15 protein-coding genes are annotated in these 14464 nt (G+C 65.2%); 2 read left to right on the top strand and 13 right to left on the bottom strand.

Going from position 1 to position 14464, the window contains the following annotated elements; genetic code table 11:
• Positions 1–83 precede the first annotated feature (83 nt).
• Positions 84–836, bottom strand: a complete 753-nt coding sequence (locus QOL62_RS09725) for a cold-shock protein (protein WP_103728565.1) — start codon at positions 834–836, stop codon at positions 84–86.
• Between the two features lie 285 nt (positions 837–1121).
• Between QOL62_RS09725 and QOL62_RS09720 the strand changes: the two genes are divergently transcribed.
• Positions 1122–1547, top strand: a complete 426-nt coding sequence (locus QOL62_RS09720) for a protein tyrosine phosphatase family protein (RefSeq protein ID WP_283406245.1) — start codon at positions 1122–1124, stop codon at positions 1545–1547.
• A 262-nt stretch (positions 1548–1809) separates the two neighbouring features.
• Here QOL62_RS09720 and QOL62_RS09715 read toward each other — a convergent pair whose 3' ends face one another.
• The 12 genes from QOL62_RS09715 to QOL62_RS09660 all read right to left on the bottom strand — a co-directional run bounded on the left by QOL62_RS09715 (position 1810) and on the right by QOL62_RS09660 (position 13343).
• The gene (locus QOL62_RS09715) at positions 1810–3126 is read right to left on the bottom strand and encodes an ammonium transporter (protein WP_283406244.1); all 1317 of its coding nucleotides are present in this window, start codon (positions 3124–3126) and stop codon (positions 1810–1812) included.
• Positions 3127–3140: 14 nt separating this feature from the next.
• A complete protein-coding gene (locus tag QOL62_RS09710) occupies positions 3141–3479 on the bottom strand; it encodes a P-II family nitrogen regulator (RefSeq protein ID WP_007687500.1) in 339 nt (112 codons plus the stop codon).
• Between the two features lie 161 nt (positions 3480–3640).
• Entirely contained in the window at positions 3641–4345 is a 705-nt protein-coding gene (locus QOL62_RS09705) for an endonuclease/exonuclease/phosphatase family protein (RefSeq protein ID WP_103727970.1), read from the bottom strand.
• Between the two features lie 79 nt (positions 4346–4424).
• Positions 4425–5960, bottom strand: coding sequence for a peptide chain release factor 3 (locus tag QOL62_RS09700; RefSeq protein ID WP_283406081.1), 1536 nt, complete (start codon positions 5958–5960; stop codon positions 4425–4427).
• Between the two features lie 66 nt (positions 5961–6026).
• A complete protein-coding gene (locus QOL62_RS09695) occupies positions 6027–6776 on the bottom strand; it encodes an SDR family NAD(P)-dependent oxidoreductase (RefSeq protein ID WP_283406080.1) in 750 nt (249 codons plus the stop codon).
• Positions 6777–6787: 11 nt separating this feature from the next.
• Entirely contained in the window at positions 6788–7678 is an 891-nt protein-coding gene (locus tag QOL62_RS09690) for an aldose 1-epimerase family protein (protein WP_283406079.1), read from the bottom strand.
• 19 nt (positions 7679–7697) lie between these two features.
• The gene (gene pheT / locus QOL62_RS09685; protein WP_283406078.1) at positions 7698–10106 is read right to left on the bottom strand and encodes a phenylalanine--tRNA ligase subunit beta; all 2409 of its coding nucleotides are present in this window, start codon (positions 10104–10106) and stop codon (positions 7698–7700) included.
• Positions 10107–10125: 19 nt separating this feature from the next.
• Positions 10126–11223 (bottom strand): phenylalanine--tRNA ligase subunit alpha, encoded by a 1098-nt coding sequence (gene pheS, locus QOL62_RS09680; protein ID WP_283406077.1) that lies wholly within the window; start codon positions 11221–11223, stop codon positions 10126–10128.
• 204 nt (positions 11224–11427) lie between these two features.
• Positions 11428–11790 (bottom strand): 50S ribosomal protein L20, encoded by a 363-nt coding sequence (gene rplT, locus QOL62_RS09675; protein WP_103727964.1) that lies wholly within the window; start codon positions 11788–11790, stop codon positions 11428–11430.
• A gap of 13 nt (positions 11791–11803) precedes the next feature.
• Positions 11804–12007: a 50S ribosomal protein L35 gene (gene rpmI, locus QOL62_RS09670; protein WP_008829613.1), complete on the bottom strand. Its 204-nt coding sequence runs from the start codon at positions 12005–12007 to the stop codon at positions 11804–11806.
• Positions 12008–12130: 123 nt separating this feature from the next.
• On the bottom strand, positions 12131–12553 hold the full coding sequence (locus QOL62_RS09665; protein ID WP_283406076.1) for a gamma-glutamylcyclotransferase family protein: 423 nt from the start codon (positions 12551–12553) through the stop codon (positions 12131–12133).
• Between the two features lies 1 nt (position 12554).
• A complete protein-coding gene (locus QOL62_RS09660; protein WP_283406243.1) occupies positions 12555–13343 on the bottom strand; it encodes an inositol monophosphatase family protein in 789 nt (262 codons plus the stop codon).
• Positions 13344–13507: 164 nt separating this feature from the next.
• On the opposite strand from QOL62_RS09660, the gene QOL62_RS09655 reads away from it, so the two are divergent.
• Positions 13508–14452 carry a helix-turn-helix domain-containing protein gene (locus QOL62_RS09655; protein WP_283406075.1) on the top strand — a complete coding sequence of 315 codons (945 nt, stop codon included), beginning with the start codon at positions 13508–13510 and terminating at the stop codon, positions 14450–14452.
• Positions 14453–14464 lie beyond the last annotated feature (12 nt).

The raw sequence follows: 14464 nt of genomic DNA, 5'->3' as shown, positions 1-14464 counted from the left end.
GCGGCCCCATACGGACCGCCATCTGCGCGCATTTAGACTGTTGCAGCCCCCCGGTCAAACCGCCGGGGGTCGTGCTGGCAGGATCAATCCTGGCGCGGCACCAGATTGACCGCCGAGTACTTGCCTCGTCGATCGACCTCGATGTCGAATTCCACGCGATCGCCTTCGTTGAGGCCGGACATGCCCGAACGCTCAACCGCGCTGATGTGCACGAAAGCGTCCGGCTGGCCGTCATCACGCGTGATGAAGCCAAAGCCCTTCATGGAGTTGAAGAACTTGACCGTGCCGGTGGCCTTCTCGCCGGTGAGCTGGCGCTGCGGCGCCGGTTCACGCTTGGCGACGGGGATCACGTCACCCACGACCGAAAGGTCGGTAGCCGAGATCTTGCCGCCGCGATCGACGAGCTGGAATTCGAGCTGCTGCCCTTCAGCCAAGCCTTCGAGGCCGGCGCGTTCGACCGAGCTGATGTGCACGAACACATCGTCGCCACCTTCGTCGCGCTGGATGAAGCCGAAGCCCTTGGCTGCGTTGAAGAACTTCACGACGCCACGGCCTTGTCCGACAACCTGGGCAGGCATCCCGCCGCCGCGCTGGCCGCCGCCGAAGCCGCCACCACCGCCGCCGCCGAAGCCGCCGCCACGGGAACCGCCGCCGAAGCCGCCGCCGCCGCCGCCGCCACCGCCGAAGCGGTCACCGCCGCCGAAGCGATCGCCGCCACCGCCGAAGCGGTCACCGCCGCCGAAACGATCCTGTCCAGCGAAGAAAGGATCGAACTCGTCCTCTCCGAACCGCTGCTTGTCGCGTCCCCTTCCGCGACGACCTCTGTCAAAACCCATGTCTACGAACGTACCTTCGCTGCGCCCCTCAAGCATTCGCCAGGCGCGTGGACGATCCGCGCCAAACGTCAGGAGAACAGCCGAGCACAAGCCCGGCCCTTTCCTGCGATCATCACTCTTACACGAGTCTGAACGCTATGGCGAACGGAAATGCGCGTCGTTCCGGGGCAATTACGACGAATCTGGCTATTTTTGGGTACGAAACGGCTTGCCTGTTGAGGGCGAAGGGTCTTCATGCGGGCATCAGGCCGGCGATGCGCCGCAGTTACCGGGAGAATGCGCAAGATGTTCCGCCAGATTACCGAGACGGTCTATGCCAGCCCGCAGATCGATACTGACGCCGTGGCACAGGCGAAGGCGCTTGGTATCGTACGCATCATCAACAATCGGCCCGAAGGCGAAAGCGATGACCAGACGCCAGGCGACGTGATCGAGACGGCCGCCCGGGCCGCAGGTATCGACTATGTCGCCATTCCCGTGTCTCACGCCGGGTTCAGCCAGGCGCAGGTCGACGCGATGGGAGAGGCTCTCGACACGGACGGTCCGGTGCTGGCCTATTGCCGCTCCGGTACGCGCTCTACGCTGCTGTGGGCCCTCGCCCGCGCCAAGGCTGGCGATAATCCCGCCGTCATCGCCTCGAAGGCCGCTGGCGCGGGCTACGATGTCAGTCCGGTACGGCAACTGATCGACATGCTTTCCGCCGGGCGCTGACTCGAGGGGCGCGTGCCCTCACCTCTTCGCTGAAGACCTGAGGCCGGAGTGCTCTTTCCCGGGCGCTTCGTCGCGCGTCGCGCTGACCTGCCGGCCCGCCCTCCTCCGCTCTCCGCCTACGCGCCCGCCGGGACCGACGCACAAAAAAGGGCCGGAGCGCTTGGCCCCGGCCATCAAGGTTGTGTTCGCAGGAGGAACATCGGTTGGCGACGACGGGTGGGAGGAGAGGAGGAAGTACCCGCCGCCGCCAAACTGGAGAAACTTAGTTGTAAGCGCGCTCCCCGTGCTCGCCGATGTCGAGGCCGTCTGCCTCCACTTCGGGGCTGACACGAAGACCCGTCACTGCCTTGGCGATGAACATCGCGATGACCGTGCCGACGACCGAGAGGACGATGGTGGCAACGACGGCGGCGATCTGGGTTCCGACCTGAGAGCCGATCGAGAAGTCTGCGCCCCCGGGTCCGCCCAGCGAAGGAGCATAGACAATGCCGGTGCCGATGGCGCCGACGATGCCGCCGACACCATGGATGCCGAAGGCGTCGAGCGAGTCGTCATAGCCAAGGGCGGGCTTCACCTTGGAAACGAAGATGAAGCAGACGATCGAAGCCACAGCGCCAAGGACGATCGCACCGAAGGGGCCCGAGTTGCCGGCTGCGGGAGTGACGGCAACAAGGCCGGCAATGATGCCCGAGCAGTAACCCAGCGCCGAACCCTTGTGGCCCGAAAACTTCTCGGCAAGCATCCAGAACAGAGCAGCCGAAGCGGTTGCGGTAAAGGTGTTGATCATGGCCAGCGCCGCCGAACCATTCGCTTCCAGCGCCGAACCGGCGTTGAAACCGAACCAGCCCACCCACAGGAGACCGGTGCCCACGAACGTCAGCGTAAGCGAGTGCGGAGCCATCGGCTCGGCCGGGTAGCCTTTGCGCTTGCCGAGGATCAGGGCCGCGACGAGCGCCGAGACGCCGGCGTTGATGTGAACTACGGTGCCGCCGGCGAAGTCCAGGGCGCCCATCACGAAGAACACCCCGCGCGCTTCCCAGACCATGTGCGCGATCGGGTAGTAGACGATCAGAAGCCAGACGACGGCAAAGGTCATCACGGCTGAGAACTTCATGCGCTCGACCACCGAGCCGAGGACCAGTGCGATTGTGATCGCGGAGAAGGTCATCTGGAAGCAGACGAAAATCAGTTCCGAAATGACGACGCCGTCCGTGAAGGTGGCGGCAGTCGCGTCCGGCGTAACACCGGCGAGGAAGAACTTGCCCCAGCTGATGAACTGGTTGCCTTCAGGGCCAAAAGCGAGGCCATAGCCCACCATCACCCACATCAGCATGGCCAGCGCGGTGACGCCGCCGATCTGAGTCATCGTCGAGAGCATGTTCTTGGAGCGGGTGAGGCCGCCGTAGAACAGTGCCAGCCCCGGCAGGATCATCATCAGCACGAGCAGCGTGGAAACCATCATCCAGGCGTTGTTGCCCGGTTCGGGCACCGGCGCGGCAGCGCCCTGCGCCCAGGCTGCGGTGGAGGCGGCGAGCGACGAAAGCGTCGCTGCAATGCCGCCGAAAAACTTGCGGTTCATCATGAAAGCCCCCCTCAGAGCGCGGTATCGCCTGCCTCGCCGGTGCGGATGCGCACGGCGGAAGCGAGGTCCAGGACGAAGATCTTGCCATCACCGATGGCCTCTGTGCTTGCGACCTGCTGGATCGTTTCCACGATCTTGGGCGCAAGATCGTCAGGTGCTGCAACCTCGATCTTCACCTTTGGCAGCATGTTGGTCGAGTACTCGGCTCCGCGGTAGATTTCGGTCTGCCCCTTCTGGCGACCGAAGCCCTTTACTTCCGAGACGGTCATGCCGGCGACGCCGATGGCCCCCAGCGCCTCCCGCACTTCGTCCAGCTTGAAGGGCTTGATGATGGCGATGATGAACTTCATGCCGATCCCCTGTTAGCCACCGGCCCCAGCGCCGGCTAATCAGGATTAAGCAAGCACCGTGCCAAATGGGCATAGAGGAGGAACTGGCGAAGCCAGGTGCAGCCTTGGCTGCAAAAAGCCTTCGTCAGGCGATCAAAGCCGCCTGTTCTAGAGGCAGTTGCCTAATTTTTAGGCAGGCTGAGCGCGGCGACGACTGGAAGATGGTCTGAGCCGACGGCCGCCAGCGGACTGTGATGGACGTGCGTGTCCTCCACCGCCCAGTCGGGTGAGACGACGATCCTGTCCAGCATGGCAAGCGGGCGGCGCGACGGGAAGCTGCGGCCCGGCGCAAGGACACGCCACTGGCCGCCGAACTCCCGGAGCGAGCCGCCGCGCTGCGCCCACTCGTTGAGGTCGCCCATGATGACTGTGGGCACGCGCGCTTCGCAATGCTCGCAATGGGAGAGGATGGAACGGATCTGGAGGCGCCTGCGAAGCCCCGACAGATCAAGATGCATGCCGACGATGCGCAGCCGCCGGCCTTCCACCACCAGGTCGGCGCGAACGGCACCGCGCGGTTCGAGCACCGGCAGGGGCACCGGCGAGGCTTCCACCAGGTCGATGCCCCTGCGCACGAGGATGGCGTTGCCATGCCATCCCAGACTGTCCGGCTTCATCGACATCGGAACCGGCTCGTAGTCTGTCGCCCCGTGGATCGCGTCCAGCGGCAGCACCGCCATACGGCGACCGTAGCGCCGGTCCACTTCCTGCAAGGCCACGACGTCGGCGTCGATCTCCTTCAGCACTGTAAGGATACGTTCGGGATCCCGACGCCGGTCCAGCCCGACGGCCTTGTGGATGTTGTAACTGGCGAACTTGAGGAGCAATGCATGGTTCCGCTGATTTGGCCTTGAGTGACAAGCACCTGGGGAGCCGTCAGGTTCCGTGAGAGCGTCTGGCGATCCCTCAGCGCTCCTTTGTGGCGCTGAAGGTCAGGTCCGGGTTGCGCTCCTGCTGATAGCTGACGTCCCATGCCGAACGTGCCATGAACACCGGATCTCCGTCCCGGTCCCTTGCCAGGTTCATCTTGTTGAACTCCGCAAAGTCACGCAGTGCCTTATCATCGCCCTTGAGCCAGCGGGCGGTGTCGAACGGCGATCCCTCGAGCACGGCTTCCACCTTGTACTCGGCTTCGAGGCGGCTGATGAGCACGTCGAGCTGAAGCTGACCCACGACGCCGACGATCCACTGCGATCCGATCTCCGGATAGAACACCTGGATCACGCCTTCTTCTGACAGGTCGTCCAGCGCCTTCCTGAGCTGCTTGGTCTTGGTCGGGTCCTTCAGCGCCACGCGGCGCAGGATTTCCGGCGCGAAGTTCGGCAGGCCAACGAAGCGCACGTCGTTGCGCTCCGACAGCGTGTCACCCACGCGCAACGTGCCATGATTGGGAATACCGATGATATCGCCCGGCTCCGCGTTATCCGCGATCTCGCGATCCTGCGCGAAGAAGAGGATCGGCGAATGAACGGCGATCGGTTTGCCCAGCCCGGACGGCGTAAGCTTCATGCCGCGCCTGAACGTGCCGGACACCAGCCGCATGAAGGCGATGCGGTCCCGGTGCATGGGATCCATGTTCGCCTGCACCTTGAAGATGAAGCCGGTGACTTCCTTGTTCGAAGGCTCAATCGGGCCCTGATCGGACGGCTGCGGGCGGGGCGGGGGCGCATAACGCGCGATGGCGTCGATCAGCTCAGCAATGCCGAAATTCTTGAGTGCCGAGCCGAAGTAGACCGGCGTCAGGTCCCCGCCGCGATACGCCTCGACGTCGAACTCGGGATAGCCTGCCTGGGCCAGCTCCAATTCTTCCGCCACCGCTTCGGGCAGGGTTGCGCCCTCCTCCACCTTGCCGAGGAACTCCTTCGAGGGGCCTTCCGGCCGGCTGATGCGGCCGGAGGCGATGTCGAGGATACCCTCGAACTGGCCACCCATACCGACCGGCCAGGACATCGGGCACACGTCGAGCGCCAGCATGTCGGCCACTTCGTCCAGGAGGTCGAAGCAGGCGCGGCCTTCGCGGTCGACCTTGTTGATGAAGGTGATGATCGGCACCGAGCGGAGACGGCACACTTCGAACAGTTTGCGGGTCTGGGGCTCGATGCCCTTCGCCGCGTCGATCACCATGATCGCCGAATCGACGGCCGTCAGGGTCCGGTAGGTGTCCTCCGAGAAATCCTCGTGGCCCGGCGTGTCGAGCAGGTTGAAGGTGATACCGTCGCGCTCGAACGTCATGACCGAGCTGGTCACCGAGATGCCGCGCTGCTGCTCGATCTTCATCCAGTCCGAACGCGCGCGCCGCGCCGCCCCGCGTGCCTTTACCTGGCCGGCAAGATGAATCGCACCGCCCTGAAGCAGCAGCTTCTCCGTCAGCGTGGTCTTACCGGCGTCAGGGTGGGAAATGATCGCGAAAGTGCGCCGGGACGGGTGGGCAGAGGTTGTCATCCGCGCGCTTTAGTTTGCCGGCGGGCAGAAGGAAAGTCCGACGTCTGCCCCTTTCGGCAAGCCGGGTCAGCCTTCGCGCGCGACCTGGAAGCCCGCGAAAGACTGATTGACCGGCATCAGTTCCAGCGTGTTGATGTTGATGTGAGGCGGCAGCGAAGCGACCCAGAGCACGGTTTCAGCGATGTCATCGCCGGTCATCGGGTTTACGCCCGCGTAAAGCCGGTCCGATGCGTCCTGATCGCCGCCGTTGCGCACGACGGTGAATTCCGTTTCCACCATGCCGGGCTCGATCGAGGTGACCCGCACGCCGGTGCCGGACAGGTCGGATCGCAGGCCAAGGGCCAGCTGGCGCACGAAAGCCTTGGTGCCGCCGTACACGTTGCCGCCCGTGTAAGGATACGTCGCCGCCACGGACGACAGCATCACGATCGCTCCCTTGCGCTCTATCAGGCCAGGCAGAAGCCGGTGCGTGATCGAAGCCAGCGCAGTGACGTTGGTGTCGATCATCGTCTTCCAGTCCGCCAGTTCGGACTGCTGCGCGGGGGCCGCACCGCGCGCCAGTCCGGCGTTGTTGACCAAACAGTCGATCGCTGAGAATTCCGCCGGCAGAGCATCAAGCGCCGCGTCACGCGCCGCCTCGTCGCGAACATCGAAGACGGCGGCATGGAAGCGGTCGCCTCTCAACTCCGCACCAAGGGCGGCAAGCCTGTCAGCCCGGCGGCCGGTGCCGACGACGCGCCAGCCCGCCTTCACGAAAGCACGAGCGCAGGCTTCGCCGATGCCGGACGTGGCGCCGGTTACGAGAACGGTTTTCATGGCGGGCTCCTTCAATCGGCGGGCAGGACTTTAACGTCCATGCGAAAGCTGCGCACCTCGGACGGCGGCAGGATGACGATGCCGGGCTTTTCGCGGAAATCCTCGGCGAAGCCAAGAGGGTCCGCCATGCCCTGCCACGGCTCTATGCACAGGTAGGCCGCGCCCGGCTTCTGCCAGATGCCCAGCATCGGCGTGTCGGGGAAGGCGATCGCGAGCTGGCTTGATCCGGGAGCGCCGAATGTCAGGCTGCGGCTGGAAAGGCGATCCCAGATGAGGGCGTCGTCCTTGAAGTGCGCTTCGTCCGGCTGCAGCAGGTGGCCTTCGACCGGAGTGGCGAGAGGTTCCGGGAGAACCAGACCTGTTGCCCGATCCAGACGGCGGATCGGTTGAGGCTCGGGACAGTCGAACGCGATGGCATGGTCGCCCTTCGCGGCGCCTCCGGGAAGCGGCCAGGCGAAGGCCGGGTGAAAACCGAAGCTGAAGGGCATCGGCTCAAGCCCCGTGTTCGTGATGCGGGCTTCCATGCACAGGCTGGAGCCTTCGATCCGCAAGAGCATCTCCAGCGCAAAGGCAAACGGGTAAACCGCACGCGTCTCCTCCGTATCCGTCAGCCGGAACATGGCGTGGCCTAGGTCGGCCTCCACGACCGCAAAGGAGGAATGCCGTGCGAAGCCATGCTTGGGCAGCACGTACTCTCGCCCGTCCAGACGGTAGCGATTGTTGTTCACTGCGCCAACGATCGGGAACAGCAAGGGCGCGTGCCCGGTCCAGAACGCCGGGTCCGCATCCGTCATGTACTCACGGCCGAGCCTGTCCGTGAGCGACCACAGCTCCGCCCCGATCGGGTTGATCCGGGCGGTGAGATCGCCGGAGGTGATGGTTACGAAATTCCCGTCAGTCACCGGCGATCTCCCTTGTCCGTTACCCGCGCAGGACCGCACCCAGCTTTGCGGCAGCGGTCGTTACCTTCTCGCTGATCGCCTTCAGGTCATCGTCCTTGTAGCTCTTCTCGAGCGGCTGAAGGGTGACCTCCAGCGCGAGGGACTTCTGGCCTTCAGGAACGCCCTGCCCGCGGAAATCATCAAACAGGCGAACCGCGACGATGTTCGCCTTGTCCGCGCCCTGGACCACGCGGACCAGGTCGCCGGAGGGCAAGTGCGCGGGCACGAGGAAGGCATAGTCCCGCGTCACCGCCTGCAACGGCGGAGGCGCATAGGAGACGCGCGCGAAGCTGGCTGCGCCCTTGCGCGCCGGAATGGCGTCGAGGAACACTTCCGCCAGCGCAACCGGACCGTCCACGTCGAACTGCTTCGCAACCTTGGGGTGCAGCATGCCGAAGCGGGCGAGCACTGTCTTGGGGCCGAGACGCAGCGTAGCCGACTGGCCCGGGTGAAACTGCGGACCCGCCTCACCCATCACCTGAAGCTTCTCCACCGGCGCGCCGGCTTCCGCCAGCAGGGCGAGGACTTCAGCCTTTGCGTCGTAGGCGTCGAACGCCGTCGCCTTCCCGGTCGCCCAGCCGCGCGGGGCCTTCTCGCCCGCGAGCACAAGGCTTACCGTGAGGCGTTCGTCGCTGATGCCGGCGGCACCGCGAAGGTAGCGGCGACCGAGTTCGAAGAGGCGCAGCGATGCCGCACCGCGATCGAGGTTGCGCTTCGCCGCCATCAGCAGGCCCGGCAGCAGCGAGGGGCGCATGGCCTTCATGTCCTCGCTGATGGGATTGGCAAGAACCCAGAGCGGCCCCTCGGCAAAGGCCTGCGCTGCGGGTTCCGGCAGGAACGACCAGGTGACCGCTTCCTGCATCCCGCGGGCCGCCGCTGCCCGCCGCACGCGCCGCTCCAGCGTCTGGGCAGGCGTGGCGGTCGGCTTGGCGACACCATCGGCGCGCGGCAGCGGCACGCTGGCTACCTTGTCGAGGCCGTGGATGCGTACCACCTCCTCCACGATATCCGGGCCGCCGTCGATGTCGGGACGCCAGCCCGGAACTGTAACGGCCCAGCTCTGATCCCACTCCGCCTCCTCGCCCACGACCGCGAAGCCGAGGCTCTCCAGGATGCGCTTCTGTTCGGCCGGTGCGACCTTCACACCGCCGAGCTTCTCCACCAGCGAAGGCGTGAAGTTGACGATCTTCGGCGTGCCCGGCGCGGCACCGGCGCGAACGATCTCGGACGCCTCGCCACCGCAGAGGTGCTGGATGAGCTTCGTGAGGTGAGCGAGACCGGCTTCGAGGAAGTTGGGGTCGATGCCCCGTTCGAACCGGCCCCGCGCATCGGACGTCAGGTTCAGCTTGCGACCCGTCTTCGCGATACGCTCGGGGTCGAAGTACGCGATCTCAAGGAGAATGTCGGCGGTCGCGTCTCCGCAGCCCGAGTGCTCCCCGCCCATGATGCCCGCGATGTCGTGTACGCCGGACTGATCCGCGATCACGGTCATCTCGGCATCGAGCGTGTAGGTCTTCTCGTTCAGCGCCACGACCGTCTCGCCCTCAGCCGCGCGGCGTGCGACGACCGCGCCGTTCAGCTTGGCAAGATCGTAGGCGTGAGCCGGGCGCCCGTAGGCGAGCATGATGTAATTGGTGGCATCCACCAGCGCCGAGATCGGACGCTGGCCTGCTGCCTTCAGTCGATCCTGGAGCCACTGCGGAGACGGCCCGTTCTTCACGCCCTTGATGACGCGGCCATAGAAGGCGGGGCACCCTTCGGTGTCCTCGATGCGGATCTCGACCGGGCACGGGAAGCTGCCGGGGATATCCAATGCCTCGATCGGCTTCAGCGTCCCGACGCCGGCCGCAGCCAGATCGCGTGCGATGCCGTAGACGCCCATGCAGTCGGGACGGTTTGGCGTGATCGCGACGTCGATGACCGGATCGGCGCCGTGGTACTCCGCGAAGGACGTGCCGATAGGCGCGTCTTCGGGAAGTTCGATGATGCCATCGTGATCTTCACCCAGTTCCAGTTCGCGGGTGGAGCACATCATGCCATTGGATTCGACGCCGCGAATGGCCGACTTCTTGAGGACGAGGCCATTGGCGGGCACGGTCGCGCCCGGAAGGCCCAGGACGCCGACAAGGCCCGCCCGCGCGTTGGGGGCGCCGCAGACAACCTGCAGCGGGGCTCCTTCGCCGGTATCCACGGTGAGGACCTGCAGCTTGTCCGCGTCCGGATGCCGGGCGGCCGTCAGCACCTTGGCCACCCGGAAACCGGCGAGCTTCTCGGCCGGATCCTCGATGCCTTCGACTTCAAGCCCGATGGCGTTGAGCTTGGCTGCGATCTCCTCGATCGTCGCGTCCGTGTCCAGGTACTGCTTCAGCCAGGAAAGCGAAAATTTCATCGTGTAATATCCTTCCCGCTCAAGCCGGCGTGCCGACGCCGCCCGAAAGGGTCGGCACGTCGAGGGCGGAGAAACCGTAGTGGGAGAGCCAGCGCACGTCGCCGTCGAAGAAGGCGCGCAGATCGTCCATGCCGTACTTCAGCATGGCGAGGCGATCGACGCCGATGCCGAAGGCGAAACCCTGCCATTCGTCCGGGTCGATGCCACCCGCCGCGATGACGTGGCGATTGACCATGCCGGAACCCAGGACTTCCATCCAGGCGTGGCCCGGTGCGTCGCCCGATCCGCCGACCACGCGGCGGCCGCCCTGATTGGCGTAGCCGACATCGACCTCGACCGAAGGCTCGGTGAAGGGGAAGTAGCTCGGACGCAGGCGCAGAACGATGTCGTCCCGCTCGAAGAACGCCTTGAGGAAGGCCTCGAGCGTCCACTTCAGGTGGCCCAGGTGAATGCCCTTGTCGATGACCAGCCCTTCGATCTGATGGAACATCGGCGTGTGCGTCGCGTCGCTATCCGAGCGGTAGACGCGGCCCGGCGCAACGATGCGCAGCGGTGCGCCCTGGCTCAGCATCGTGCGGACCTGAACCGGCGAGGTGTGCGTGCGCAGCAGCATCTCTCGGCCGGCGTCGTTCCTGTCAGGGAAGTAGAAGGTGTCGTGCATCGCGCGCGCCGGATGGCTTTCCGGCATGTTGAGCGCGGTGAAGTTGTGCCAGTCGTCCTCGATTTCCGGCCCGGTCGCCACGGCAAAGCCGAGGTCGGCGAAGACTTCCGCCAATTCGTCCATCACTTGCGAGATCGGGTGCACCACCCCGCGAGGAGCGGGAGGAGCCGGGAGCGAAAGGTCGATCGTTTCCGAGGCAAGGCGCGCGTCCAGCGCGGCCGTTTCCAGCACGTCCTTGCGGCTGGCCAATGCCTCGGTCACGCTTTCGCGCAGGGCGTGGATCTTGGGTCCTTCCACCTTGCGCTCTTCCGGATCGAGCTTGCCCAGCGTCTTGAGAAGACCCGAAATCGAGCCTTGCTTGCCGAGAAATTCGACGCGCAGGGCTTCCAGCGTATCGAGATCATCGGCGCCCGCGATGCGGGATAGCGCCTCCTGGCCGGTTGCTGCGTAGTCCACTGGTCGTCTGCCTGCCTGATGGTTTGAGTTGGTCGTGCTGGCGCTCCTTAGGCAGAAGGGCCGTCGACCGCAATCTATGAGCCCCCTGCCGGAGGCGAGCGTTCCACGTGGAGCTTTCTGCTCTGAACGCAAAAGGGGCGTGGAAGCAACCGCTCCACGCCCCTCTCGAAATCGCTTGTGAAGCGTCCGCTTCGCAGCCGCGGATTACTCCGCCGGCAGCGCCGCCTTGGCCTGAGCGATGACAGCGCTGAACACGCCGCCTTCGTTCATGGCGAGGTCCGCCATCGCCTTGCGGTCCAGTTCGATCCCGGCGAGCTTCACGCCGTGGATGAACTGCGAGTAGGTCAGGCCTTCAGCGCGGACTGCCGCGTTGATGCGCTGGATCCACAGGGCGCGGAAGGTCCGCTTCTTGATCTTGCGGTCACGGTACGCGTACTGGCCGGCCTTTTCGACGGCCTGACGGGCAACGCGGATCGTGTTCTTGCGACGGCCACGGAAACCCTTGGCCTGTTCCAGAATACGCTTGTGCTTGGCGCGGGTGGTGACACCCCTCTTAATACGGCTCATCGGTCAGTACTCCTCAGTTGAGCCCGTAGGGCGCCCACTTCTTGATCACCTTGGCATCGGCGTCAGAAATGACTTCCGTGCCGCGGTTCTGGCGGATGTACTTGCCGTTGTGGCTCATGAGGCGGTGGCGCTTGCCGGCAACGCCGTGCTTCACCTTGCCGGTCGCGGTGAGCTTGAAGCGCTTCTTCACGCCGCTCTTGGTCTTCAGCTTGGGCATTTTCGTCTCCTTGGTCGGGACACGTCCCGCCGGCCATGGCAGCCCTTTTCGCCAGGCCGACCCGCGAATCTCCCGAAAGGCAGACTCGACCGTGTCGATTGAAGGACGCGCCCTTAGGGGCAGTTACGCCCGAAGGCAAGCAGTCTGCGAAAAGACCGGCAGGCGGTGCCGCCTCAACCAGTCGAGAAAGTCCCCGCATGGGATACGCAAGGCTCCCCTCGGCGGTGCGCCTCGCCATAGATAAGCCTGCGCGGCAACCAGCCGTCCGGCCGCCGTTCGTACCCGCACGGTTTCCCGCCGGTACTCCCGACCCTCGTAGCGGTCGAGCCGCGCCTGGTCTCCGGCACTCAAAGCGAGGTCGCACAGCCGCCCGGAGACCCGGCCCTGCCCCCGCACGAGGGCAGGAAACCAGCCGCCGTCGTGCGCGATACCATGGAGGCGCCCCGCCGCATACGCGGGTTCCGCAAGAGCCAGCCGCGCCCCGATCCATGCCGCCATCGGCGTGGCTGCATCGGGCTGAAGCGTGCCGTAGAGAAAGAGGCGCAAGTCAGTCGTGGTGATGGCAGGCCATAGCCTCGATCACATCTTCGAGACGAGCCGGATCTCCCATCGCCAGGACCTCTCCGGTCGAACCGGCGTTAAGCGGCTCCCCGTTCCAGTCGCACATGGTGCCGCCCGCCCCTTCGACGATCGGCACCAGCGCCGCCCAGTCGTGGAGCTTGAGCCCGGCCTCGCAGATGAGGTCAAGGTGACCGCTGGCGAGAAGGCCGTAATTGTAGCAGTCCCCCCCCATCATCATGCGCTTGTGGTCCGTTTTGGCCGCAAGCGTCATGAAATGGTCGCCCTGATGGTCGTCGAAATACTGCGGGCCGGTGGTCGCGAGCATGGCATCGGACAAGGTGCGGCAGGGGCGGGTACGCACCTCCCGTCCGTTGAAGGTCGTCGCACGCCCGCTCGCTCCGACCCACCGCTCCTTCAGAATGGGCTGGTCTATGATTCCCAGAACCGGCCAGCCGTCCACGAGCAGTGCGATCAGGGTGCCGAAGATCGGTCGCCCGGCGATGAAGGATACCGTGCCATCGATGGGATCAAGAACCCAGGTGCGGTTGGACGACCCCTCTTCGGTGCCGAACTCCTCACCGATGATCGTATCGCGACCGGCCTCGGCTTTGAGGATGCGGCGCATGGCTTCCTCCGCCGCACGATCCGCAACGGTCACCGGCGAGGCATCCATCTTCCTATCGGCGGAAATGCCGGAACGAAAATGCGGGCGAATCGCGTCACCCGCCGCGTCGGCAAGGCGCAGTGCGAGGGCGATATCCTGTTCGATCTTCATCGTCTCGCTCTGCCCTGTGGCGCGCGAAGCGGTCAAGTTCCTTGCGACAGCCGGGCCTGCAACCCCGATCATCCTGACATTTGTTAACACATCCGGATTTTCGTCCATTGCCGACCTTCTGAGCCCGGCGTATCGGCAATAAGGGGCATTAATTCAGGGTTAATATGCAGCGTAAATTTCGCCCTGCGGTCGATCCGATGGTCAAATCGCGCGAGGGCAAGACACGGGATGGGCAGCCCATGTCCTACAACCGCAGCCCGGCCGCCGACCTGGTTCCGTGGCTGGCGCGCTTCCACGTGTCGAGCATGTCCATGCCGGACGGCCATGTGCTTTCGTGCGGTCTGCTCAACGAAGCGGCCACGGTGCGCATTTTCCTGAGCGGAGAGTGGACGGTACACACCGCCGATGGCCCGGCCCTCCTCAGGAACGGCGCCTTCTACTTCGGACCGAACTCCCGTCATATGCCGGTGACGGTCAGCGGCAGCTTCGTCAGCGTAGGGTTCGCGCTCCGGCCGGGCACCGGCACGGCGCTGAAGCTCCCGCACGTCGGCGACTACGTCGACCGGGTGGTCCCCACGGACGTCCTGAATGCGCCCTCCGCCGACTTCGTCGCGGCGATCGATCCCGCCGCCCCGCCGGAGCAATGGCTTCAGGGAATAGAGGAAGTCACCCGCCGCCAGGTGAAGGACCGGGGTGGCGGCCGGCCCGATCCCGTCACCGCCGCCTTCGAAGCGATCAGCTTCAGCAATCCGGGTCTGTCGATCAAGGAGGCGGCGGCGGGCTGCGGGGTGGATCGCCGCAAGCTCGAACGCGTGATCAGCCGCGACTTCGGGATGCCGCCCAAACAGGTGCTGCGCCGGGCACGGGCGCTTGACATGGCCAGCTACCTGCGCGGCGTCGCCGACGCGGCCGAAGGCGAGGAGATGGCTCTTCGCTATTACGACGAGAGCCACCTGATACACGAATTCACGAACTTGTTCGGTATATCGCCGCGACAGTTCATAGCACGGCCCCAGCCCATCCTCACGCTGTCGCTCGAAGCGCGGCAGGCGCGGCGTCTGGAAATGCTGAACCGGCTGACCCCGGGCGGAATCCGCCCTTGGGAATAGCCGGTTCACGGC

It is taken from the genome of Novosphingobium panipatense (assembly GCF_900182875.1).
In the GTDB taxonomy this organism is placed as follows: domain Bacteria; phylum Pseudomonadota; class Alphaproteobacteria; order Sphingomonadales; family Sphingomonadaceae; genus Novosphingobium; species Novosphingobium panipatense.
This window is presented reverse-complemented; position numbering and strand designations above follow the sequence as displayed.

Coding starts and splice junctions, on each gene's coding strand:
- QOL62_RS09725 (WP_103728565.1), bottom strand. CDS start 836: ATGGGTTTTGACAGAGGTCGTCGCGGAAGGGGACGCGACAAGCAGCGG.
- QOL62_RS09720 (WP_283406245.1), top strand. CDS start 1,122: ATGTTCCGCCAGATTACCGAGACGGTCTATGCCAGCCCGCAGATCGAT.
- QOL62_RS09715 (WP_283406244.1), bottom strand. CDS start 3,126: ATGAACCGCAAGTTTTTCGGCGGCATTGCAGCGACGCTTTCGTCGCTC.
- QOL62_RS09710 (WP_007687500.1), bottom strand. CDS start 3,479: ATGAAGTTCATCATCGCCATCATCAAGCCCTTCAAGCTGGACGAAGTG.
- QOL62_RS09700 (WP_283406081.1), bottom strand. CDS start 5,960: ATGACAACCTCTGCCCACCCGTCCCGGCGCACTTTCGCGATCATTTCC.
- QOL62_RS09695 (WP_283406080.1), bottom strand. CDS start 6,776: ATGAAAACCGTTCTCGTAACCGGCGCCACGTCCGGCATCGGCGAAGCC.
- pheT (WP_283406078.1), bottom strand. CDS start 10,106: ATGAAATTTTCGCTTTCCTGGCTGAAGCAGTACCTGGACACGGACGCG.
- rplT (WP_103727964.1), bottom strand. CDS start 11,790: ATGAGCCGTATTAAGAGGGGTGTCACCACCCGCGCCAAGCACAAGCGT.
- rpmI (WP_008829613.1), bottom strand. CDS start 12,007: ATGCCCAAGCTGAAGACCAAGAGCGGCGTGAAGAAGCGCTTCAAGCTC.
- QOL62_RS09660 (WP_283406243.1), bottom strand. CDS start 13,343: ATGAAGATCGAACAGGATATCGCCCTCGCACTGCGCCTTGCCGACGCG.
- QOL62_RS09655 (WP_283406075.1), top strand. CDS start 13,508: ATGCAGCGTAAATTTCGCCCTGCGGTCGATCCGATGGTCAAATCGCGC.